General features: G+C 71.1%; 20 protein-coding genes. 9 read left to right on the top strand and 11 right to left on the bottom strand.

Annotated elements, in window-relative coordinates:
- Positions 1-156: 156 nt before the first annotated feature.
- Together ACWD6P_RS14590 and ACWD6P_RS14585 are read left to right on the top strand one after the other, a co-directional pair.
- Positions 157-2,217 carry an ATP-binding protein gene (locus ACWD6P_RS14590; protein WP_451444432.1) on the top strand — a complete coding sequence of 687 codons (2,061 nt, stop codon included), beginning with the start codon at positions 157-159 and terminating at the stop codon, positions 2,215-2,217.
- A 129-nt stretch (positions 2,218-2,346) separates the two neighbouring features.
- Positions 2,347-2,559 carry a hypothetical protein gene (locus ACWD6P_RS14585; protein ID WP_451444431.1) on the top strand — a complete coding sequence of 71 codons (213 nt, stop codon included), beginning with the start codon at positions 2,347-2,349 and terminating at the stop codon, positions 2,557-2,559.
- A gap of 154 nt (positions 2,560-2,713) precedes the next feature.
- Here ACWD6P_RS14585 and ACWD6P_RS14580 read toward each other — a convergent pair whose 3' ends face one another.
- On the bottom strand, positions 2,714-3,364 hold the full coding sequence (locus ACWD6P_RS14580) for a DedA family protein (RefSeq protein WP_451444430.1): 651 nt from the start codon (positions 3,362-3,364) through the stop codon (positions 2,714-2,716).
- A gap of 347 nt (positions 3,365-3,711) precedes the next feature.
- The gene (locus ACWD6P_RS14575; protein WP_451444429.1) at positions 3,712-4,167 is read right to left on the bottom strand and encodes a DUF4442 domain-containing protein; all 456 of its coding nucleotides are present in this window, start codon (positions 4,165-4,167) and stop codon (positions 3,712-3,714) included.
- 405 nt (positions 4,168-4,572) lie between these two features.
- On the opposite strand from ACWD6P_RS14575, the gene ACWD6P_RS14570 reads away from it, so the two are divergent.
- Positions 4,573-5,901 (top strand): MFS transporter, encoded by a 1,329-nt coding sequence (locus ACWD6P_RS14570; protein ID WP_451444428.1) that lies wholly within the window; start codon positions 4,573-4,575, stop codon positions 5,899-5,901.
- A gap of 409 nt (positions 5,902-6,310) precedes the next feature.
- Here the strand turns inward: ACWD6P_RS14570 and ACWD6P_RS14565 are convergent, their stop codons facing one another.
- The 3 genes from ACWD6P_RS14565 to tuf form a co-directional block, all read right to left on the bottom strand.
- A complete protein-coding gene (locus tag ACWD6P_RS14565; RefSeq protein ID WP_451444496.1) occupies positions 6,311-7,213 on the bottom strand; it encodes a spermidine synthase in 903 nt (300 codons plus the stop codon).
- Between the two features lie 674 nt (positions 7,214-7,887).
- On the bottom strand, positions 7,888-8,739 hold the full coding sequence (locus ACWD6P_RS14560) for a patatin-like phospholipase family protein (RefSeq protein WP_451444427.1): 852 nt from the start codon (positions 8,737-8,739) through the stop codon (positions 7,888-7,890).
- Positions 8,740-9,341: 602 nt separating this feature from the next.
- Complete coding sequence (gene tuf / locus ACWD6P_RS14555; protein ID WP_451444426.1) at positions 9,342-10,514, bottom strand: elongation factor Tu; 1,173 nt, start codon at positions 10,512-10,514, stop codon at positions 9,342-9,344.
- A 607-nt stretch (positions 10,515-11,121) separates the two neighbouring features.
- Between tuf and ACWD6P_RS14550 the strand changes: the two genes are divergently transcribed.
- From ACWD6P_RS14550 to ACWD6P_RS14535, 4 genes are all read left to right on the top strand, one after another.
- Positions 11,122-11,823 carry a TVP38/TMEM64 family protein gene (locus ACWD6P_RS14550; protein WP_451444425.1) on the top strand — a complete coding sequence of 234 codons (702 nt, stop codon included), beginning with the start codon at positions 11,122-11,124 and terminating at the stop codon, positions 11,821-11,823.
- Between the two features lie 361 nt (positions 11,824-12,184).
- The gene (locus ACWD6P_RS14545) at positions 12,185-13,060 is read left to right on the top strand and encodes an undecaprenyl-diphosphate phosphatase (protein ID WP_451444424.1); all 876 of its coding nucleotides are present in this window, start codon (positions 12,185-12,187) and stop codon (positions 13,058-13,060) included.
- A gap of 105 nt (positions 13,061-13,165) precedes the next feature.
- Complete coding sequence (locus ACWD6P_RS14540) at positions 13,166-13,858, top strand: class I SAM-dependent methyltransferase (RefSeq protein WP_451444423.1); 693 nt, start codon at positions 13,166-13,168, stop codon at positions 13,856-13,858.
- 150 nt (positions 13,859-14,008) lie between these two features.
- A complete protein-coding gene (locus ACWD6P_RS14535) occupies positions 14,009-14,932 on the top strand; it encodes a TIGR03564 family F420-dependent LLM class oxidoreductase (RefSeq protein ID WP_451444422.1) in 924 nt (307 codons plus the stop codon).
- Between the two features lie 138 nt (positions 14,933-15,070).
- Here the strand turns inward: ACWD6P_RS14535 and ACWD6P_RS14530 are convergent, their stop codons facing one another.
- The 3 genes from ACWD6P_RS14530 to ACWD6P_RS14520 all read right to left on the bottom strand — a co-directional run bounded on the left by ACWD6P_RS14530 (position 15,071) and on the right by ACWD6P_RS14520 (position 17,431).
- Positions 15,071-15,403, bottom strand: a complete 333-nt coding sequence (locus ACWD6P_RS14530) for a hypothetical protein (RefSeq protein WP_451444421.1) — start codon at positions 15,401-15,403, stop codon at positions 15,071-15,073.
- A 211-nt stretch (positions 15,404-15,614) separates the two neighbouring features.
- Positions 15,615-16,553: an SDR family oxidoreductase gene (locus ACWD6P_RS14525; RefSeq protein WP_451444420.1), complete on the bottom strand. Its 939-nt coding sequence runs from the start codon at positions 16,551-16,553 to the stop codon at positions 15,615-15,617.
- Between the two features lie 29 nt (positions 16,554-16,582).
- On the bottom strand, positions 16,583-17,431 hold the full coding sequence (locus ACWD6P_RS14520; protein WP_451444419.1) for a hypothetical protein: 849 nt from the start codon (positions 17,429-17,431) through the stop codon (positions 16,583-16,585).
- A 397-nt stretch (positions 17,432-17,828) separates the two neighbouring features.
- On the opposite strand from ACWD6P_RS14520, the gene ACWD6P_RS14515 reads away from it, so the two are divergent.
- A complete protein-coding gene (locus ACWD6P_RS14515) occupies positions 17,829-18,722 on the top strand; it encodes a hypothetical protein (protein ID WP_451444418.1) in 894 nt (297 codons plus the stop codon).
- Here the strand turns inward: ACWD6P_RS14515 and ACWD6P_RS14510 are convergent.
- Positions 18,719-19,642, bottom strand: coding sequence for an SCO6745 family protein (locus ACWD6P_RS14510; protein WP_451444417.1), 924 nt, complete (start codon positions 19,640-19,642; stop codon positions 18,719-18,721). The two genes, ACWD6P_RS14515 and ACWD6P_RS14510, sit on opposite strands and share 4 nt — an antisense overlap.
- Positions 19,643-19,760: 118 nt before the next feature.
- Here ACWD6P_RS14510 and ACWD6P_RS14505 point away from each other — a divergent pair, with 118 nt between their 5' ends.
- Positions 19,761-20,678 carry a S41 family peptidase gene (locus ACWD6P_RS14505; RefSeq protein ID WP_451444416.1) on the top strand — a complete coding sequence of 306 codons (918 nt, stop codon included), beginning with the start codon at positions 19,761-19,763 and terminating at the stop codon, positions 20,676-20,678.
- Positions 20,679-20,833: 155 nt separating this feature from the next.
- Here the strand turns inward: ACWD6P_RS14505 and ACWD6P_RS14500 are convergent, their stop codons facing one another.
- Complete coding sequence (locus ACWD6P_RS14500) at positions 20,834-21,064, bottom strand: hypothetical protein (protein WP_451444415.1); 231 nt, start codon at positions 21,062-21,064, stop codon at positions 20,834-20,836.
- Between the two features lie 2 nt (positions 21,065-21,066).
- The gene (locus ACWD6P_RS14495) at positions 21,067-21,303 is read right to left on the bottom strand and encodes a DUF6400 family protein (RefSeq protein ID WP_451444414.1); all 237 of its coding nucleotides are present in this window, start codon (positions 21,301-21,303) and stop codon (positions 21,067-21,069) included.
- Between the last annotated feature and the right edge of the window lie 46 nt (positions 21,304-21,349).

The following is a 21,349-nucleotide window of genomic DNA, read 5'->3' as shown; positions in this document are numbered from 1 at the left end:
CACTCGGCCCGCAAGAAGACGGCAGTGGCGTCAAGGCCGCCGGCGGCGTTTCCCCCGTTCGATGCGGCCACTCCCCGTTTACCGCGCGGTCGGTTCTGGCATGGTTGGTTGCCCATTCGGAAGGGCGCGGCGCTGTGCCGTGGTTGGGGATGACCGATGACCGCGTGGGCCGATCATGGGCCGCTGCCCGGCGTAGTGGGGCGGGCCATTGAGCACGAGCAGATGTCCGGCCTGCTGCGCAGCGCCCCGCTGGTGACCCTCACCGGAGCCGCGGGGGTGGGCAAGAGCGTCCTGGCCCGCGCCGTACTGGAGGAGCACACCGCCCGGCTCGACGGCACCGTCATCCGGGTGGCCTGCTGGGACGGCCTGGCCGAGGGCGGTGTGACCGAGGCGCTGCTGCGGGCGGCGGGGCTGCCGGACGCCGCCCGCCGGAGCACCGCACACGCACTCGCCCGGCGTACCGCGCATCCGTGCGTCAGCCGTCCGGCGCGCACCCGGGCGGGTGCCGGGGCCTCCCCGTCGGCCGCTCCCCCGGCGCCCGACGAGGCCGTCGAGGCGCTCACCGCGCACTGCCGCCGGTATCGCGCGACCGTGCTGCTGGACGACTGCGATCCGGTGCTCGACGAGTGCGCGCAGCTCGTACGGCGGCTGCTGCGGGCCGAGCCGGAGCTGCGGATCGTGGCGACCGCACGGCGCGCGCTGGGGCTGGCCGAGGAGCGGGTGGTCGCGCTCGCGCCGCTGCCGGTGACGCTGGGCGAGGGCATCGCCGGACCGGCCGTCGAGCTGCTGGCCGCGCGGACCGGGCCCGCCACACCGGAGCTCCTGGTCGCGGTCTGCCAGGCGCTGGAAGGCTCACCGCTGGCGATCGCGCTGGCCGCGCACCAGCTGGACCGGATGTCGCTGCCGCAGCTCGCGGCCCAGGTGGGCGCCGACGGCACGCTGTACTACTCGGGGCCGGCGGTCAGCGTGCGGCACACCTCGCTCTACGCCGCGCACGCCGCGGGCTATGCCCTCTGCTCGCCCACGGACCGGCGGGTCTGGGCGAGACTCTCGGTGCTGCCCGGCGATTTCGACCCCTGGCTCGCCGGCTGCGTCTGCACCAGCAGTGACGTTCCTGCAGGCGCGGTCGACGGCGCCCTGGAGCGGCTCCGCACCGCCTCGGTCATCGACTGCGTACGCGATGCGGGCGGTCCGCACCACGGCGCCGAGGCCACGCTGCCGCCCCGCTACCGGCTCCCGCGCGCCGCCCGCGACTTCGGCCGGACCCAGCTGCGCGAGGCGGGCGAGGAGGCCGCGGCACTGCGCCGGTTCCGGCAGGCCTGCGCGGCGCTCGCGGCCGAGGCACAGATCGCCTGGCAGGGCCCGAACCAGCAGGTCGCGGTGGGTCTGGTGGAGGACGAACAGCACAACCTCGACGCCGCGCTGACCCACCCGCCGCAGGACCCGGACGACGCGCTCAGCGCACTGGAGATCGCGGTCTCGCTGTGGTTCCACTGGGTGGCCTGCGGATTCCGCCACGAGGGGCGGGCACATCTGCACCGACTGCTGCTGCTCTCCCGCGACGACACCGCCGTACGGGCGCGGGCACTGTGGCTGGCCGGCTACCTGGCAGCGCAGGAGCATGCGTCCGACACCGCCGAAGCGCTGCTCGGCCAGGCCTGGACGGCGGCCGTGATGCACGCGGACTCGGACGGCCTGGCCCGTATCGCGCATGCACACGCCGTGCTGGCCATGTACCGCAAGGACAGCGCCGCGGCCGTGGCATGTCTGGAGGAGGCCGCCGGACACCGCTCCCGCGATCCCTGGTTCGGCCCGGGTCCGGCGCACAGCCTGGCACTGCTCGCCATCGCCCTCGCACCGCTGGACGCGGACCGGGCGCGGGCGGCGGCCCGCAACGCCTGGGCGGGACGGCATTCGGACGGAGACTTCTGGCTGTACTCGACCGTCCTGTACGCCGAGGCCCTGGCCGAACGGACCCACGGGCAGCCGACGGCGGCCCTGCGGGCCTGCCGCAAGGCGCTGGCGGCCAAGGAACTCGTCGGTGACCCGCTGTTCATCGCGGGGGCCCGCAACATGCTGGCCGGCCTGCGGCGTGAGCTCCGCGCCGGCGGCCCGGTCCCGGACCTCGGCGAGAACGTGCCCTGGTGGCAGCGCAGCGGCAGCGGCAACGGCGCGCGGACGCAGCCGATCTCCTCCCGACTCCGGGCGGGGTCGTGAAGGCGGGACGGGGGCGGGGGGCGTGAAGGCGGGACGGGGGCGGGGTGCGGGGGGGCCGCCCGACACACGGGGTGACGTGCCGGTCGCACTCGGAATGCGGGTACGCCGGGCCGGCCGCATCCTGGGGCCATGAGGCGCGCCCCCGTGATCGTGCATCCGCCGTCCACCGGCGGCGGTCGCCGAGTGACGCTCCACGGGCAGGACCTCGGCCGGGCGCTGCGCCCCGGTGACGTGGCCGCAATCCTGCGCCGCGCCGGCTTCCGCAACACGAAGTTCGTCTGGGACGACACCACCGTCTTCGAGTGGCGCGACGGCGGACCCGACATCTGGCAGATGCCGTGAGCGACCCTGGCAGATGCCGCCACTGCCCCTGTAGAAGCGGTGAGCGGCTGGAGGGCAGAAGCGGTGAGCAACTGAGCGACCGGTGCCGCGCCGCCACGACCGGGCGCGGCCGGTTCGGTCCGGTTCGGATCAGGTCAGGTCAGGTCAGGTCAGGTCAGTCGACCGTCGCGGCGACCGGAGCCTGTGCCGCTTCACGCGCGGCGGCCGCCTTCTTCGCCCGGCGCTTCATGACGAGGAACGAGCCGATGCCGAACAGCACGGCGGCCCCCAGGCCCCACGTCGAGAAGCGCTTGAGCCACGGCTCGGCGACGATGCCGACGCTGTAGATCAGGGCCGTCGTACCGCCGGCCCACACGATGCCACCGAGGACGTTGGCAATCAGGAACTTCCAGTACGGCATCTTCAGCACACCGGCGAGAGGACCGGCGAAGATACGCAGCAGCGCGATGAAACGGCCGAAGAAGACCGCCCACATGCCCCACTTGTCGAACTTCTCCTCCGCCATGGCCACATGGTCGGGGCCGAAGTGCTTGGGGAACTTCCGTCCGGCCCACTGGAGCAGGGGCTGGCCGCCCTTGCGCCCGATCAGATAGCCGATGGAGTCACCGACGATCGCACCGACGGACGCGCAGGTGCCCAGCACGAACGGGTCGATGTGGTCCTGGGTCGCGGCCAGGATCGCCGAACTGACGAGGACGATCTCGCCGGGCAGCGGAATGCCCAGGCTCTCCAGTCCGATGACCACCCCCACCAGGAGATAGACGACCACGGCCGGTACCGTCTCGAGCCACTCCTGGATGTGCAACGCCGATTCCTCCGCTGGTGTAGGGCCCCCGTGGGCCGTCGCCCCGGCGTTCTCGACACCGGTGCCGGTCGTTCCCCTGACACGCCGCAGCGCGCCCCGGAAGCGTACTCGATCGCACCGCCCGACAGCCGAATCCACGTGCGGTTCACGACATCCGGCTCCTCAGCGAAAGAACCCGAGCTCCCGCGGCGCGCCGACCCACGCTGCCGCGGCATGGCGACCCACGCTGCCGCGGCACGGCGCCTCACCGTTATTGCGGCTCGGCCAGGCTCACCGCTCACCTACGGGGCCGGACCCGACTCACTTGCCGGGGCCGGACCTGACTCACCCCCTGGGGCCGGACCGGCTCACTTGTTGGGGCGCAGGGTCCACACGATGCTCATCTCGCCGGTGACCGCGCCGTCCTCGCGGGTGATCGAGATGTTCACGGGGAACTCCGGACGCTCACCGGCGTCCAGCTCCGCGACCACCTCGGCCACCGACCGGCCCAGCTCCGCGGTGGCGGTGACCGGCCCCATGGCGAGCTTCTTGTAGCCGATCTCGGCGCGCACGGCCAGGGGCACCGCGCGTCCAAGCTGGTCACCGAAGGCCGTCATCACTATCGCGCCACTCGCGGACTCGGCGAGGGTGAACATGGCACCGGCGTGCGGTCCGCCGACGTGGTTGTGGAAATCGGGCTGGTCAGGCATGCGGACCACGGCGCGCTCGGCGGTGGTCTCGGTGAACTCAAGGTTCAGGGTGCGGACCATCGGCACGGAGGCCGCCATCATTTCGCCGATCGACGGCAGGGTCTCAGAGGACATGAGATCATGTTACCTAGCAGTAGCTTAGCTGTGAAGAGCCAGGCGCACCGCGGCCGCAAGACCACCCCAGCGACCGCACCCACGCGCCATCCCTCCCTTCCCGCGCCCCGCATATCGTTGACCTCCATGCGCTCAGGACGACGACGCGACGGGGACGCCGGGGGCACCGGGAACGGCGGGAACGATGGGCAGGGCGGGGAGGACGGAGTTACCGGAGACACCGGAAAGGCCGGAGTCACTGAGGAGGCCAGAGGTACCGGAAAGGCCGAAGGGACCGGGGAGCCCGGAGACGCCAGCAATGCCAGAGGCCCTAGAGACTTCGGCGACACCAGGGACTTCGGAGATACCGGGGACGTCAGAGGTCTCGACGACTTCGAAGACTTCGGAGACTTCGGGGACGCCAAGGTGACCGGCGGAACCAGGACGACCGGACGCAAGCGACACACCCCGCCCCACACCCCGCTCCACCGCCGGACCTGGGCCCCCACCTGGGCAGGACGCAACTACCTACTGCTCACGGGCGCCACGGTGATCGCGGGCCTCGGCCACTCCGGCGCACTCATCGCCACCGCCTTCGCCGTACTGGGCTCCGGCGGCTCCGCCACCGACGTCGGCCTGGTCGCCGCCGCCCGCACGATCCCGCTGGTCCTGTTCCTGCTCATCGGCGGCGCGATCGCCGACCGGCTCCCCCGGCACCGCGTCATGGTCGCCGCCAACGCCCTCAGCTGCGTCTCCCAGGGCTTGTTCGCCCTGCTCGTCCTGGCCGGAGAACCACACCTGTGGCAGATGGCGGCACTGGCCGCACTGGGCGGCACCGGACAGGCGTTCTTCGCCCCGGCCTCCGAGGGAATGGTGCTCGCCAGCGTCTCCGGGGCGCACGCGGGGCGCGCCTTCGCCGTGTTCCGTATGGGCATGAACGGCGCGAACATCGGCGGCGCAGCCCTGGGCGGCGCGCTGGTCGCCGCGGTCGGTCCCGGCTGGGTGCTGGCCGTCGACTCCGCCGCCTTCGCCCTCGCGGGCGCGCTGCGCGCCTTCCTCGACGTCAGCGAAGTCCCCGAGCGCACCCCGGGCGGAGGGATACTCCACGATCTACGGGACGGCTGGCGCGAGGTCGCCTCCCGGCCCTGGCTGTGGGCGGTGGTGGTCCAGTTCTCCATCGTCAACGCGGTGATAGCGGCGGCCGAAGCGGTCTACGGACCACTGGTCGCCGAGCAGCACCTGGGCGGCCCCGGCCCCTGGGGGCTGGCACTGGCCGCCTTCGGGGCGGGCACCGCGGGCGGCGCCCTGCTGATGACCCGCCTAAGACCGCGCCGCATCCTGCTCACCGGCACCCTGTGCGTCTTCCCGCTCGCCCTACCGTCCGCCGCGCTCGCCGTGCCACTGCCGGCCGCCGGACTCACCGCGGTCATGTTCGCCACCGGAATCGCCATCGAGGTCTTCGCGGTGACATGGATGATGGCCCTGCACCAGGAGATCCCCGAGGAGAAGTTCTCCCGGGTCTCCTCCTACGACTGGCTCGGCTCCGTGGCCATGGTCCCCGTGGCCACCGCCCTTGCGGGCCCCGTACAGACCCTCATCGGCCGAACCGCCGCCCTATGGGCCTGCTCGACCCTGATAGCCCTACTGACCGCCGCGGTCCTGTGCGTCCCCGACGTACGCCACCTCACCCGCCGCGAATCCCCACCAAGCACCTCACCATCCCCCCAACCACAGGCCACCCCCTCCACCCCCTAACTAAGCAACACATCGACCACCCCCAGCCCCTCCCTCTACCCCTCCTCCCCCTCAGCCCCCTCCTCCCCTCCCCCTTCCACTGCAATCACCCATGGTAATAAAATAGGGGGAACTCACCACGCTCCGTAATCGTTGCCGAGAGGAAAGGAGGGAGGCACAGGCACACAAGGCGGAACAAGGGAACGCGGAAGGGGGAAGGAACAGGAGAGGAGAGAAGGGAGGGATCAAGAGAGGAAGGAAGGGGCCTCACGAGCAAGACCAAGACAAGACGGACGGCACACGAGCCCCGTAGCCGTAGCCCCCGGACCCAACCGCCTAGCGCCCCTCATGGCCCCCTAGCGACTCTCGTGGTCCCCGAGCCAACCAACTAGCACCCGGGTCAATCACCGCCTGGCGCCAGCGCACGACATCAGCCCACGCTGAACGCGCCGTCCGGTGGCACCGGAGATGCCACCGCTTCGGCGTCCGGTACAGGCACCGCGTCCGCAATCAACCGCCGCAGCGCCGCGCCGTGCTCGACCCGCGCCGGGAACGCGTCGGCGGCCACCCGGCGGGCCAGCGCGCCGAGTGGTAGTTCCGCGCGCGAAGCGAGCAGCACGGCGTTCCCGAAGCGCCGCCCGCGCAGCACCGACGGCTCGGCGATCAGCGCGAGGTGCTCGAAGAGCGTGGCGAAATTGGCTAGTTGGGCGCGGAGAAAGCCGAAGGGCGCACCGTCCGCGAGGTTCGCCGCGTAGCAGCCGTGCGGGCGCAGCACGCGGGCGGCAGCCCGCGCGTACTCGACCGAGGTGAGTTGCGCCGGCACCCGCGAGCCGCCGAAGACATCGGCCACGATGACATCGGCGCTGTCCGTCGGCGCCGCCTCGAGCGCCGTACGGGCATCCTGCGGGTGCACCACGATGCCGGATCCGTCGGGCAGTGGGTCAGGTAGCGGCAGGTGTTCGGCCACGAGGGCGAGCAGTCCGCGGTCGGCCTCGATGACGTCCTGCCGGGAGGCGGGGCGGGTGGCGGCCAGATAGCGCGGCAGGGTCAGCGCCCCGCCTCCCAGGTGCAGCACGTCGAGGGGCTCTCCCGGCATGGCCAGTTCGTCCAGTACATGGCCCAGTCGGCGCACGTACTCGAATTCGAGATGCGTGGGCTCGTCGAGGTCGACGTACGACTGGGGGGCACCGTCCACCGTGAGCAGCCAGGCGCGGGGGCGGTCGACGTCCGGCAGGAGCTTGGCGATGCCCCAGTCCACGGGTCGAGTAACCGGTATGGGGTCCGGGGTCTGGAGTGGCTGCGGGGTCTTGAGTGACTCCGGGTGCTTGGGCATCGGCTCGGGGGGCATGGGGGCCGAGTTGAGTGCCTCAGGCTTGGGTACCTGGGGGGCCTGGTCGGCTATCGCGGCGGCCAGCGCGGGGGGTCGTTCCACCGTCTCATTGTGCCGGTGATCTGGGTCCTGGTGGCCTGAGTCTGGCGGTCCGGCCCAGTCGGTGACCCAGGTCCTGGCAAGCCGGGTGCCGGCCGCCCCTAGTCAAGGTCGCGGTGACCTGAGTCTGGCGGTCGGGCTCAACCGGTCACCCAGGTCCTGGCAAGCCGGGTGCCGGTGGTCAGGTTGGCGGTGGTCATGGTCCCGGCGGTTTGAGTCTGGCGTCCGGGCTGGGGCGGTCCGAGCCGGGCGCACCGGGGCCCGGCAAGCCAGGTGCCAGTGCGAGGGGCCGGGGTCAGTGGTCAGGATCCCGGCCATCCGGTGCCGACGATCTCCGTCCAAGCGATCGAGGTGCCAACGGGTCGGGTCCGACAGTCCGGGCACCGACGGGCCGGGGCTCGGTGTCCGGGCCCCGTAGGCAGGGCCCCGTAGGGCGGGCCCCGTAGGCCGGATCCCGGCACGCCGGATCCCGGCACGCCGGGTGACGGCAGGCCGGATGTCAGGCGTCAGGCCACCGTTCGGCGCGTGATGCCGCGGGTTTGGACGGATCAGGTTTGAATGGTCAGGGTTTGGACGGATCAAGGTGTTTCTGACCAGAGCTGGCGGAGCTCGGTGGCGTGGGCGACTGATTGGCGTCGTCCGGCGCGTGCTGCGGCTGCTCGCTTGGTGGGGTCCAGGACGTTGCGTCCGAACGCCGACCGGGCTGCGCGATCGGGGGTGATCACGCACACCCGGGCACCGTTTCGCGCCAGGCGCTCGCCCTGCGCCCGGGGGCCGGCGATCGGCCCGCCGCTGACGGCCATCGGCGCGACGATCACCACACGGGCGTATCCGGCGGCGAGGTCCGCGTTGGCGCTGGAGTGCACTCCGCCGTCGATCCACCGCGTGCCGTTGATGGTCACCGGTGGGTAGATCCCGGGGACCGCGCAGCTCGCGCCCACCGCGTCGATCAGCGGCACGCCGCTGGTGTCATCGAAGGCGGTCCGCTGCCCTGTTGCCGCGTCCACCGCCGTGATCATCAGGCGGCGGGCCGGCCAGTCGGCCAGGCCGCCCAGGTTCCGGGCGATCGCCGCGCGCTGCTCCGCCTCTGGGACCGTACGGGCCGCGAGCGCCAGCTTGCCCATCCGGGCACCGAACGAGGCCGCGTCCCGGGAACGCAGTGCGATCGCCGCGAACCGGGCCAGCGCGGCCGGCCCCATCCGGGCGGCGGCCCCGCCCTGGGGCGCGGCGAGCTGGTGCTCGTACAGCTCCCGCAGTGTGCGCTGCTGCGCGGTGAGGTGGGCGGCGACGATCGATCCGGCGGAGGTACCGATGACGACATCGGCGTCGGTGAGGTCGATGCCCGCGTCCGCGAGGCCGGCGAGCACGCCGACCTCCCAGCCGATTCCGGTGAGCCCTCCGCCGCCGAGGACCAGTGCCTTGCCCGCCATCAGATGTTCCTCCTGTCCCGTCAGTGACCTGTCCCGTCAGTGAGCTGCCCCGTCAGTGAGCTGCCCCGTCAGTGAGCTGTTCCGTCAGTGAGCTGTTCCGTCAGTGAGCTGTTCCGTCAGTGAGCTGTTCCGTCAGTGAGCTGTCCCTTGCGGTGTTCCGCCCGTCGGCCGCCCGCGTTCCGTCGGCCCGTCTGCTCGGGGCTCGTCCGCCCGCGTTCGCCATGCGCCGTGGGCTCGTCCACTCATGTGCCTGTCCGCGTTTCATGTGCCTGTCCGCGTTCGCCATGCGTCGTGGGCCCGTACGCGTTCGCCATCGCCATCGCCATGCGCCAGGTTCGCCGCTCGCGTTCCGTGCGCCAGGACGTCGTACGTCGGCCGACCCATCCGTCCGTCCGGGCGAGCAGTCTCGCACCCCGCGCTCCCGTCGGACAGTACGCGGCCGCGCCCCGTACCTGGGAGGCAGGTACGGGGCGCGGCGTCGTGTCACGCGGTGCGCACTTCGCACGGGGCACTGACGTCAGTTGTCCGCAATGCGGTTTTGGCTTCAGTTGTTCGCAATGCGGTGCTGACTTCAGGTATGCGCGGTGTCGTGAGGCAAGTGCTCACTCCTCCACAGTGCGGACCGTGCCGGCGCCCACCGTCCGGCCGCCCTCGCGGATGGCGAAGCCGAGGCCGGTCTCCAGCGGCACGTCCCGGCCCAGTTCGACCGACACCGTCACCGTCTCGCCGGGGCGGGCGACGCCCCGCTCGCCGAGGTCGAGGTCGCCGACGACGTCCGCGGTGCGGATGTAGAACTGCGGACGGTAGCCCGTGGACAGCGGTGTGCGGCGGCCGCCCTCCTCGGTGGAGAGCACGTACACCTCGGCGGTGAAACGGCGCCGTGGTGTGACGCTGCCGGGCGCGGCGACGACGTGCCCGCGGCGTACCTGGTCGCGGTGCAGGCCGCGCAGCAGCAGCGCGACGTTGTCCCCGGCCTCCGCGGACTCCATGGGCTTGCCGAACGTCTCGAGCCCGGTGACGGTCGTCTCCGCGTCCGCGCCGAGCACCGCCACCCGGTCGCCGACGCGCACCGTGCCGCGTTCGACGGCCCCGGTGACGACGGTGCCACGCCCGGTGATGGTCAGCACGTTCTCCACCGGCAGCAGGAATGGCGCGTCGACATAGCGCTCGGGCATCGGGACGTAGGTGTCCACGGCGTCCAGCAGCGCCTCGATCGCCTCCGTCCAGCGCGGGTCGCCTTCCAGGGCGCGCAGCCCCGAGACCCGTACGACGGGTACGTGCTCCCCGTCGTAGCCGTGCGCGCTCAGCAGCTCGCGGACCTCCAGCTCCACCAGGTCGGTGAGCTCCGGGTCGCCGGCGTCGGCCTTGTTGAGGGCGACGACGATGTGCCGTACGCCGACCTGTTTGGCGAGCAGCACGTGCTCGGCGGTCTGCGGCATGATGCCGTCGAGCGCGGAGACCACGAGGATCGCGCCGTCGAGCTGGGCCGCGCCGGTGACCATGTTCTTGATGAAGTCGGCGTGGCCGGGCATGTCGACGTGGGCGTAGTGCCGGGTGTCGGTCTCGTACTCGACGTGCGAGATGTTGATGGTGATGCCGCGGGCGGCCTCCTCCGGGGCCCGGTCGATCCGGTCGAAGGGTACGAAGGTGCCGCTTCCGCGGTCGCTGAGGACCTTGGTGATGGCGGCGGTGAGGGTGGTCTTGCCGTGGTCGACGTGGCCCATGGTGCCGATGTTGAGATGCGGCTTGGTGCGTACGTATGCCGTCTTGGGCATGGTGTTCTTCCTCGCAACGATGCGGTGAGGACGGCGACTTGGCGCCGTGGGGACCCCTTGGCCGAGCCGACCCTCCCCCTGCGGGGTCCGCCGGACGATCCGGAGAGGGTCAGCTTCGTGCGCCGTCGGTGGCTGCGGCGAGGGCCGCGAGGAAGTCGGCGGCAGCCTTCGGCTCGTCCGCGACTGCGGACGGGAGCGAGTGGAAGGCGTGCCGGAACATGTGTCTTAGGTTGCCGGGCGGGGGCCGTCGCGTCGAACGATTTATTCGGGCCGGGGAGTTGGCGCGGCCGAGGTGGTGTGATGACGCGCTTGAGGATCGTGTGGGGGGGGTGAGGCGGGCCAGGCGGGCCGTGTGGCTCCCGCCCGGGAGTCATCTCGCGAGTGTCGTGTCGCGTCGTAGCGTGTCGCGTCGCGTCGTGTCGTAGCGCGTCACGTCACGTCGTGTCGCGTCCTGAGGCTCGTACGTGACGATGCGGAGTGCGCGGTCGGTGGTCCGCCGCTGCGTGGCGGGGATGCCGCGAGAAGGGCGCTCGGCCGGGGCGGCCGCTCCGGGAGCCGTACGCGCAGGATGCGGCTCGTCGGCGGGTACGTCGGTTACGCTCCCGGGATGCTCGACCCTGCCGCACCGGCCGATGGCCTCGCCGCACGCTGCACGCGTGTGCTGTTCTCGCCGTGGGCACGGCTGGGCCTGCTGCTCGCCTTGCTGGCGTGTGCCGCGGTGGCGATGCTGCTGTGGCATCCGCAGCGTCTGCTGGTCGGCGGCTGGCCGGCGCAGCTGTCCGGTCCGGCGGCCATGACGGTCTTCGTGCTGGCGTACGGCGTGTGTACCACCGCTTTCGTGCCGCGCCCGGTCCTCAACCTCGGTGCGGGTGCGCTCTTCGGCAGCATGGTGGGGCTGGCGGCCGCGCTCGCCGGTACGGTGCTGGGCGCCGCACTGGCCTTCGGGCTGGGCCGGCTGCTCGGTCAGGACGCGCTGCGCCCGTTGCTGCGCGCCCGGTGGCTGACGGCCGCCGACCGGCAGTTGAGCGAGCACGGGTTCCGTTCGATGCTGGCGGTCCGGCTCTTCCCCGGTCTGCCATTCTGTGCCACGAATTACTGTGCCGCGGTCTCCCGTATGGGCTGGTTCCCCTACCTGCTGGCGACGACGCTCGGCAGCATCCCCAACACGGCGGCGTACGCCGTCGCGGGCGCCCGTGCCTCGACGCCCACTTCGCCGGCGTTCCTCGTCTCGATGGGGTTCATCGTCCTGAGCGGACTGGGCGCGCTGGTGGTGGCCTGGTGCAAGCGCAGGTCGCTGCGCGGAGGCTGATCGGGAGATGACCGCGCCGGCCAGAACGATCAGGAAGTGACCGCACCGGCCGGAACGGTCAGGAGGTGACCGCACCGGCCAGAACGGTCAGACGGTGACCGCACCGGCCAGAACGATCAGGACGTGACCGCGCCGGCCAGAACGGTCAGGAGGTGACCGTACCGGCCGGAAGGTGACGGAATCCGGCCGGGCACGGTCCTTCCAGGACTCATTGGGCGCCTGGACCTGGACCCGTTGGTCAGCCGGTCACCTTCGGACGTTACGCTGCCCCGGTCGGCGGAGACCCACATCCGCCACCGGCGTCCGCTGTCACCCCGCTCGCGCAGGTAAGCGCTTGATCACCCTTGGATAGCGTAATTCCATGACTTGGTTTGAATCTTTCGTCCTCGGACTTGTCCAAGGGTTGACCGAGTTTCTCCCTATCTCCTCCAGTGCGCATCTGCGCCTGACCGCGGCTTTCGCCGGCTGGCAGGACCCGGGGGCGGCCTTCACCGCCATCACGCAGATCGGCACCGAAGCGGCCGTGATCATCTACTTCCGCAAGGACATCGGGCGGATCATCTCGACCTGGTCCCGCTCCCTGTTCAACCGTGAGCTGCGCCACGACCACGACGCCCAGATGGGCTGGTTGGTGATCGTCGGCTCGATCCCCATCGGTGTGCTGGGCATCACACTCAAGGACGCCATCGAGGGCCCGTTCCGCGATCTGCGGCTGATCGCGACCACCCTGATCGTGATGGGTGTGGTACTCGGCATCGCCGACCGGCTGGCCGCCCGTGACGAGACCGGGGGCCGGCACCGCGCGGCCAAACAGCGCAAGACCCTCACCGACCTCAGCGTCAAGGACGGCCTGCTGTACGGCGTCTGCCAGGCCATGGCGCTGATCCCCGGCGTCTCCCGCTCCGGTGCCACCATCAGCGGCGGCCTGCTGATGGGCTACACCCGCGAGTCCGCGGCCCGCTACTCGTTCCTGCTCGCCATCCCCGCCGTACTGGCCTCCGGCGTCTTCGAGCTCAAGGACGCCGGCGAGGGGGGCCATGTGGCGTGGGGCCCCACCATCTTCGCCACGATCATCGCCTTCGTCGTCGGCTACGCCGTGATCGCCTGGTTCATGAAGTTCATCTCCAACAAGTCCTTCATGCCCTTCGTCGTCTACCGCATCCTGCTGGGCATAGCCCTGTTCGCCCTGGTCGCGGCGGGAGTCCTGGCGCCAAACGCGGGCGAGACGGCGGGCTGAGAGACCCGGTGAGGGCCTGCGGACCCTTCCCGCGGCAACTCCCCACCGCAGGCTTGACGGTGTGACGGTGTCGCAGGCGGCACGACGGCGTGGTGGACTCACCGCATGACGACACTGCCGCGCCGCGTCCTCCAGGCCCTTGACCGGTTCAATGCCGCCCACCCTTGGGACCACAACGCCCATTACCACCGATGGATCTTGCGGCAGCTCCCCCGGCGCTTCGGCAGCGCCCTGGACGTCGGTTGCGGCAGCGGTGACCTGGTCAGGCTCCTGGCCACGCGCGCGGACGCAGTGCACGGCATCGACGCCGACCCGGCGATCGTCGTCCAGGCACGGAAGCTGACCTCTCAGACCTCTCAGGCCGCCCAGGCCACCCAAGTCGCCCAGGCCGCCCCGGTGACCTTCACCGTCGCCGATGCACCGACCGGGATACCGCCCGGTCCCTACGACGTGATCACCTGCGTCGCCGCCCTCCACCACCTGCCGTTCACCGACGCCCTCAGCCAATTCCGCCGGCACCTGGCGCCCGGCGGAACCTTGGTCATCGTCGGCCTCTCCCGCGCGCGGACTCCCGTTGATCACCTGCTCGGTACGGTCGCAGCCCCGCTGAACGCCGCCATGGGCTGGATCAAGAACCGTGGCCGCAGCGCACCCCGGCCGACTTCGATGACCGCCCCGACCCGGCCGGCGGTCATGAGCTTCCCCGGCATCGTGGACGAAGCCCGTCGCGTACTGCCCGGCGCGCGGCTGCGCCGTCGGCTGTTCTGGCGCTACACGCTGGTATGGCGCCGGCGCTGATCAGCCGTGGGCCGGGGGTCAAGTACGGTGCCCAGGCGCCCACACACCCACACCTCCGCACGCACTGCGGAAACGCGTCTGCACACGCCTGGCGGGAAACCGTCGTACGGACGGGGAATACGCGCCCAACCGACCGCGGTTTTCACTGACATGACCGTGGGAGTAGCACTCGACGCGACCGGTTCCGACAACCAGATCGATGCCACCGTGCGGCTCGCCGAGGAGGCGGCTGCCGCGGGGCTGCGGTCCGCCTGGTTCGGGCAGACCTTCGGCGCCGACTCGCCTCAACTCGCGGCGATCGTCGGGCGTGAGGTACCGGGCCTGCAGGTGGGCACCTCCGCTATTCCCGTCTTCGGACGCCATCCGTTGCTCGTCTCCAGCCAGGCGCAGACCGCGCAGGCGGCCACGCACGGCCGGTACCACCTCGGACTCGCGCTCGGCACCAAGCTCCTGACCGAGGCGGGCTTCGGCATCCCCTTCGAGCGGCCCATCGCCCGTCTACGTGAATTCCTCACCGCTCTGCGGCAGTTGACGGATACCGGTACCGCGGACTTCCACGGCGAGCTGCTCACCGCGACCACACCGCTGCCCGCCCGTGTGCCGGGCGCCGAGGCCGGCGTGCCGCTGCTCGTCGCGGCAATGGGCCCTCAGGCCCTTCGTGTCAGTGGTGAGCTGGCGGACGGGATCCTGCCCTACCTGGCCGGGCCTCGTGCCCTGGCCGAGCACATCGTCCCGGCCGTGACCGCCGCGGCACAGGCCGCGGGCCGTCCCGCGCCGCGCATCGTGGCGCTCGTGCACGGCGTGGTCACCGACGACGTGGACTCCGTGCGTGACGTGGTGACCGATCAGCTCGCGTTCTACGAGCAGATACCGTCCTACGCGCGGGCCATCGAGCTCTCCGGCGGCAAACGGGCCGCCGATGTGGCCGTGATCGGCGACGAGAGGACGGTGGCCGCCGAGGTACGGCGCTACCGGGACGCCGGGGCGACGGAGGTGGTGTTCTCGGGTACGGAGACAGCCGGCGAGGCCGACCGTCGCCGGACCTGGGCCCTGCTGGGGGAACTGGCGTCCTGAGGCGAAGCCGTCCAGCGATTGGCTGCTGCACCAAGGTGAGCCCAGCAATGCGGCGGACGTCCGGCGTGCGGTCGTCGGCATGGACCGGCTTTATCTGGCGCATCCGTTCATCGAGGACCAGGTTGCCACCGAGACGAATCACTGACCGTGCTGCGGCCCGACCGCTTCCTGCAGAACTCCCTCCCGGCAGCCGCCTCGATCGGCGGGGGCATGCTGGCCGATCCTGCCGGGGCGGGCGCTCGGGGACATGTGGACGTGCGGGATGTCGCGGAGGTCGCGGTCGCCGAGCTGCTGGCGGAGCGTCCAGTCGTCGGCGAGATAGAGATCAGCGGGCCGCAGGCGCTGACGCTGCCGGAGCTTGCCGACCGCTTCGGCGCGGTTCTCGGCAGGCCTGTGCGGTACGTCGACGTTCCCCCTCGACGACGCCTGGCGGGGCACGCTGCCGTCCCGTGGAGTCACGCCGTCGGTCATCGACAGGTTGTACGGCCTGTACGCGAACTATCGCCAGGAGGGCGTGACCGGTCTCGGCAACGGCGTTCAGCGTGTGCTGGGCCGCCCTCTGCGCTCGGTCGAGGACTTGCCGAACCCCACCACAACCCAACCCGACCCAACCCGACGACGGCCACCCCGGCCGGAGCCGCGGCCGAGTGGAGGCCCTGGGTGCGTCGGGGGGGGCCAGGCCTCAGCGGTAGCCGGTGTCGTCGGCAGGGAGGCCGCGGGACTGGACCTCGTCGAGGTAGCGCCAGCAGTCCGGTCGGGTGCCGTCGGTGTCGGTGAAGCCGTAGAGGGGGGCGAGTTGGCCGCTGGAGACGACCTTGCCGTTCCAGCAGGCGACGTCGGGATCGGCGGCGAGTGCGGTCACCGCCCGCGCCACGTATGCCGGTGACTCGGAGATGCAGAAGTGCGGCACATCGGCGGTCGCGTCGCGCCAGTTGTCCTCGGTGACGCCGAAGGCCTCGAGCATGTGCTCCGAGCGGAGCCAGCCGGGGGTCACCGCGACGGCGGAGCAGTGGTGCGGGGCGAGTTCATGGCTCTGGGCGAGGGTCATGCGCTGGACGGCGGCCTTGACCAGGTCGTAGTAGAAGCCCTCGTGGTGCCGGTAGGCCGTGTTGTACTCCGCGGTCCCATCGGTCATTTCGATGACCAGGCCGCCGGGGCGGCGGATGAGCAGCGGCAGCGCGTGGTGGCTGGTGATCGCGTGTGTGTCGATGCCCATGCGCAGTATCCGCAGCCCGCCGGCGAGGTCGTGTTCCCAGAGGGTGGTGCCGAACTGGGCGTATCTGTCGCCGCCGAAGATGTCGTTGACGAGGAGGTCGAGGCGGCCGTGGTCGCGGTCGATGCGCTGGATCAGGTCGCTGACCTGTTCGCTGTCGAGGTGGTCCACCCGCAGGGCGGTACCGGATCCGCCGGCCGCGGCGATCAGGTCACCGGTCTCCTCGATCGTCTCGGGCCGGTTGATCTCCGACCGGCCTGCGGTCCGGCTGCTGCGCCCGGTGGCGTGGACAAAGGCGCCTGCGCGGGCGAGTTCCACCGCGATGGCGCGTCCGGCCCCTCGGGTGGCGCCGGCCACCAGAGCCACTTTTCCGTCCAGCGTGCGCGCCGGCTCTTCGTCGTTCGTCATGGGTCAGCAACCGGGTCGTTCGTCGTGGGTCAAGAACTGAGGTGGTATTGGGTCCAGGGCTGATGGGAGGGTGCGGTCTCCTCGTGCGGGGGTGTGATGCTGCCCCAGGGGGCGAGCGCGGTGTCCCACTCGGAGGCGAGGGCGGTCACGTCGGGGACGCATTCGGCGGACGGCATCGTGCCCGTCTGCCACGCCGACGCCATCTGGTGGGTCGCGGGGGCGGCGGCGTTCCACGCGGCCGTCTGCTGTGCGGGGATGGCGAACTCGGCTTCATGAACGTCTCCGGGGCCGCGGCGGTGGCGTCCCGCGTGGGATTCCGCCGCGCCGGGGTAGAACCGCCCCTGGGCGGACAGTTGTTGGGCACGGGTAACCAGGCGCGTGAGGTCGAGCCCGAATTCGGTGGCGAGTTCGCGCAGATCCACTCCGGTCTGCCAACTGCCGATGAGAACCGCGTCCATTGCCGGGGACCAGTTCTGGTCGGGAGTTGTTGTCGTGCCGCTTGTTGCCTCGCGGTGCGGACTGGTGGGGCGGGTTGCGGGATGCGGGTTCTGGTGGGGATATTCGGCAGTGGTATCAGGGCCTGGGGAAGCGTCGTCCGGTTCGCAGGGGGGCGTCATGGCGGGGTTTCCGGTGGCCAGAAGTTTCTCGGCGACGGCGCGGGCGTCGTCCTTGCCGACCGTGCGCCGGGCGATCCGCACTTCCCGCTCGTTCAATCCGAACAGACCGGCCACCGCGCCGGTGCTGCCCACTGTCACCGCGAACGCCGCCAAGACCCGTGACCGGTCGGCCTGCGCCTCGTCAAGCCTGGCCTGGGCTTCCCGCACGCGCTCGTCACCCAAACAAAACGCCTCCGCCAGCACGGCGTTGCGGTCCCACAACTCTCTAGGATCCATACCCATTCAACGCCTCTTGCACGGAGGTGTCCCGATCTGGCATAGCAAAGCACCCCAAAGCACCCATCGAACCACCAGATGAAAATCACCCTGCGTGTCCGGCGGATGGGTGGTGCAAGATCACCCAAGTGTCGTATCCGCTGGCCAGAGCGGCGGCGGAGATACTCGAAGCGGATTGTCAGTGCTGTGGGTTACTGTCTTGATCAGTCACATTTTCACAGTACTTTGCGTCCGTGGGGGGACCATGACTCGCCTTTCGCGCTTCTCTGGATCCGGCATCACCGATTCCGGTATCGCAGGTTCCGGCGTCTCCGATTCCGGCATCGCCGGTTCCGGCATCTCCGATTCCCGGATCCCGCATTCCGGTATCTCGCATTCCGGTGTGCCGCATTCCGGCGGCGCTCGTTCCCGTACGTCGTCGCGGGTGCTGGGTGCGCTGCTCGCCGGTGCGGTGCTGTGCGGCGGTACGGCGGCGTGTTCGGCGTCCGGCGGCAAGTCCGCGGACCGGTCCGGTAGTTCGGAGAACATCAACGCGGCTCCGGTCGCCGCCGTACGGAAGGCGGTCGACAAGGGCGCCAGGCTCAACTCCGTGTCCTATCGCCTCTCGGGCAAGGTCCCGGGACAGGGGACCGTTGAGGGCAAGGTGTCGTTCAGCCTCCGCCCGCGCGCCATCGACATGCGGATGAAGGCGTCCGGGGGCGCGGAGGAAGGCGAGTTCTCGGTGCGGCTCGTCGGAGGCTCGCTGTATCTGGGCGGCGGCAAGGAGGCGGCGGCCGCGATGGACGGCAAGCGCTGGCTCAAGCTGCCCATGAAGCGCAGAAACTCCGACAAGGCGGGCGGCTTCGGCGGGATGCAGCGGCAGGCCAACCAAGACCCGGCGGCGCAGGCGTCGTTGCTTCCTCAGTCCGACGACATCAAGAAGATCGGCGAGGAGACCGTCGACGGGGTGCGGACAACGCACTACGCCGGCACGGTCGAGGTGACGGATCTGCTGACGAGGCGGCCCGGCAAGAGCGCGCTGAACGCCGAGCGCCGCAAGAACGTCGTCGAGCAGTACAAGCAGCTCGGGGTGAGCAGTCTGAAGCTGGACATGTGGGTCGGCCCCGACGACCGGATGGTGAAGTTCCGGGAGCGTGCGCAGGCGAACCGGGGCCCGCTCGACGTGACCATACGGTTCTTCGACGTCAACAAGCCGGTCACGGTCCAGGCGCCGCCCGCCTCCGAGACGATGGATCTGGAGCAGAAGCTGAAGGGGGCGGGGAAGCCGCTGGGCTAGCGGATGTCCGCTGGGTCAGGGCCAGGCGGAGGCTGGGGCGTGTCGCGGCCGGTGGGCGAGGGCAGGGGCTCGTCGAGGTGCGGGAGGCCGATCGGGTTGGGGAAGGGGAGGACGTCCGACGCCAGGATGCGCCGGACGACGGGTTCCAACGCGTGCAGCAGCGCCTCGGTCTCCGCCGCGGTCAGCGAGTGCAGCAGCCGGCCGGCCAGCCGGTCGGTGGCGTGCTCGATGCGCTCGCGTTCCCGCAGGCCGTGTTCGGTCGCGCCGCCCCGTGCGTCGACGAGGCCGCGGGAGCGCAGCCGGTCGGCGGCGGCCGCCCACTCCTCCTCGGTCCAGCCGCGGTCCTGCCGGATGGTGTCCTCGGGTACGCGGCCGGACGCGGCGGCCAGGACGAGTGCTTCGCAGCCGTCGAGGCCCTCGTCGGCGAGCACGGCGAGGTGCGCGTCTCCCCTGAACTCCCGCAGGGTGGTGGCCAGTTGCCACAGTCGCTCGACGGGGTCCGCGTGGTCGCACAGCGCGCGGTTGGCGGCGAAGAGGGGGCGTGCGAGGGCGGGCGCATCGTCGACGATCTTCTGGAGCGGGGGCAGCAGTTCGCCGGCCCGGTCCTCCAGCTCGGGGCCGATTCGGCGCAGGGCGCGGGCGGCCCGGCTGCCCCGCTCGTCGAGGACATGCTCCGGGCCGGCGATGCTCCAGGCGGCGGGCAGCGCGCGGGCCACCATCCCCGGGGCGAACACCCCGAGTACGGCCGTGGCCGCCGCGGGTCCCACGGCCCCCAACGGAGCGGTACGGGAGGCGAAATACCCCATCCAGAAGCCCTTGAGGCCGAGGGCCTTTCCCAGGGCGCGGCACTCCTCGTCGAAGTAGCAGACCGCGTGCAGCGGCTCGGTCATCAGCCAAAGCGATCGCGCGTGCAGCTCCATGCGTGGCACGCTACCGCCGCCGGCCGTCCGGTGCACCGCTCCCGGGCACACCGGCGCGCAGGGACCACCCGTACCGCCCCTCCCCCACCGACCGATCCGAATCGAGGGCTCACCAGCAATGACCGCAACGCCGGCAACGCCGCATCCGCTTGCCCCTGCACAGATCATCGACAGCGCCCTGGCGCGCATAGTGGCGGGATATGTCTTCCCGGAACGGGCTCTGGAGGTCGATCGGGCGATCCGGGGCCGGCTGGCGGCCGGTGAGTACGACGCGCTGGACGGCGCCGCGCTCTGCGAGGCGGTGACCGCGCAGATGCAGGAGGTCTGCCCGGACAGCCACCTGCGGCTGCTGTGGCGGGACGAGCCCCGGTCCATCGAGCCGGAGGACGACGATGGGGGCCGGGCGGAGTTCCTCGCGCTCCTTCGGGCCGAGAACCAGGGCATCCGTCGCTTCGACCACCTCGACGGCAATGTCGGCTACCTCGACATCCGGTGGATCGCCGACGTCGGCGAAGGCGCCCGCGCGATCGGGGCGGCCATGGAGCTGGTCGCGCACTCCAGCGCCCTGATCCTCGATCTTCGGGAGTGCCGGGGCGGCTCTCCGGCGGGCGCCGCGATGTGGTGCAGCTACTTCTTCCCCGACGATCAGGTGCACCTCAACGACTTCTACGAGCGCTCCACCGACTCCACCCGGCAGTACTGGACCGCCGCGCATCTGCCCGCGCCGCGCTATCTCGGCCGTCCGGTGTACGTCCTCACCAGCGCGATCACGTTCTCGGGCGGCGAGGACGTGGCGTACACGCTGCAGGCGCTCGGGCGCGCGGTGGTGGTCGGGGAGACGAGCCGGGGCGGCGCGCACCCGACCGACCGGCATCCGGTGACGGAGCACATCACCGTCACGGTGCCGACGGCCCGGACGATCAACGCCGTCACGGGCACCAACTGGGAGGGCGTCGGGGTGCAGCCGGATCGTGCCGTATCCGCCGGCAGGGCGCTGGATGAGGCGTACGAGGACGCGATACGACGCCTGGCGTAGCGGGGCTGCCGGTCTCAGCCGCCGGCCAGCCGCAGGCCTCAGCCCCCGGCCTCAGCCCTCGGCCTCAGCCACTGGTCATAGCCATCGGTCCCAGCCGCCGGTCTCAGCCGCCGGTCTCAGCCACTGATCACGGCGATCGGTCCCAGCCGGTGACCTCAGCCGTCGGTGCGGCCGCCCGCTCCGAAGCCTGACTGCCAGGCCCACAGATGGGTGCAGTTGGGGCACTGCAGATGCAGCACGCTGCCCTTGTTCGACAGGAGGTAGCGCCAGTGTTCATGACAGGTGCGGCCGTCGAGGCAGGTTCCGCAGCCCTGGTGGTCCTGGCAGCCGGGGCACGGCACCCAGGCCCGGCGGCCGATGTCGGCGGTGGGGTCCAGAGGAAGCATGCTCAGGCCCGTCCGGAGGCCGGCAGCACGCCCGCGGCGACCAGCATGTCGTAGGTGGCCTGCTGCTCCGCGTCCAGGCCCGAGTAGAGCAGGCGGTGCGCCTCCGCCTCGCCCTCCATCACCGCGAGGGGGTCCCAGCCGTCGCCCAGCGCCGCCAGGACTTCGGTCCTCCGGCGGGCCTCGTGATCGGTGAGGTCGAACTCGACTATGTGGTGGTCCGAGGTGTTGCGGTCGTTCATGATGCGCGTCCCATACCACGTGCGGATGATTCGGACGTGTCTATCA

The organism is Streptomyces sp. NPDC002446 (assembly GCF_053595675.1).
This window is presented reverse-complemented; position numbering and strand designations above follow the sequence as displayed.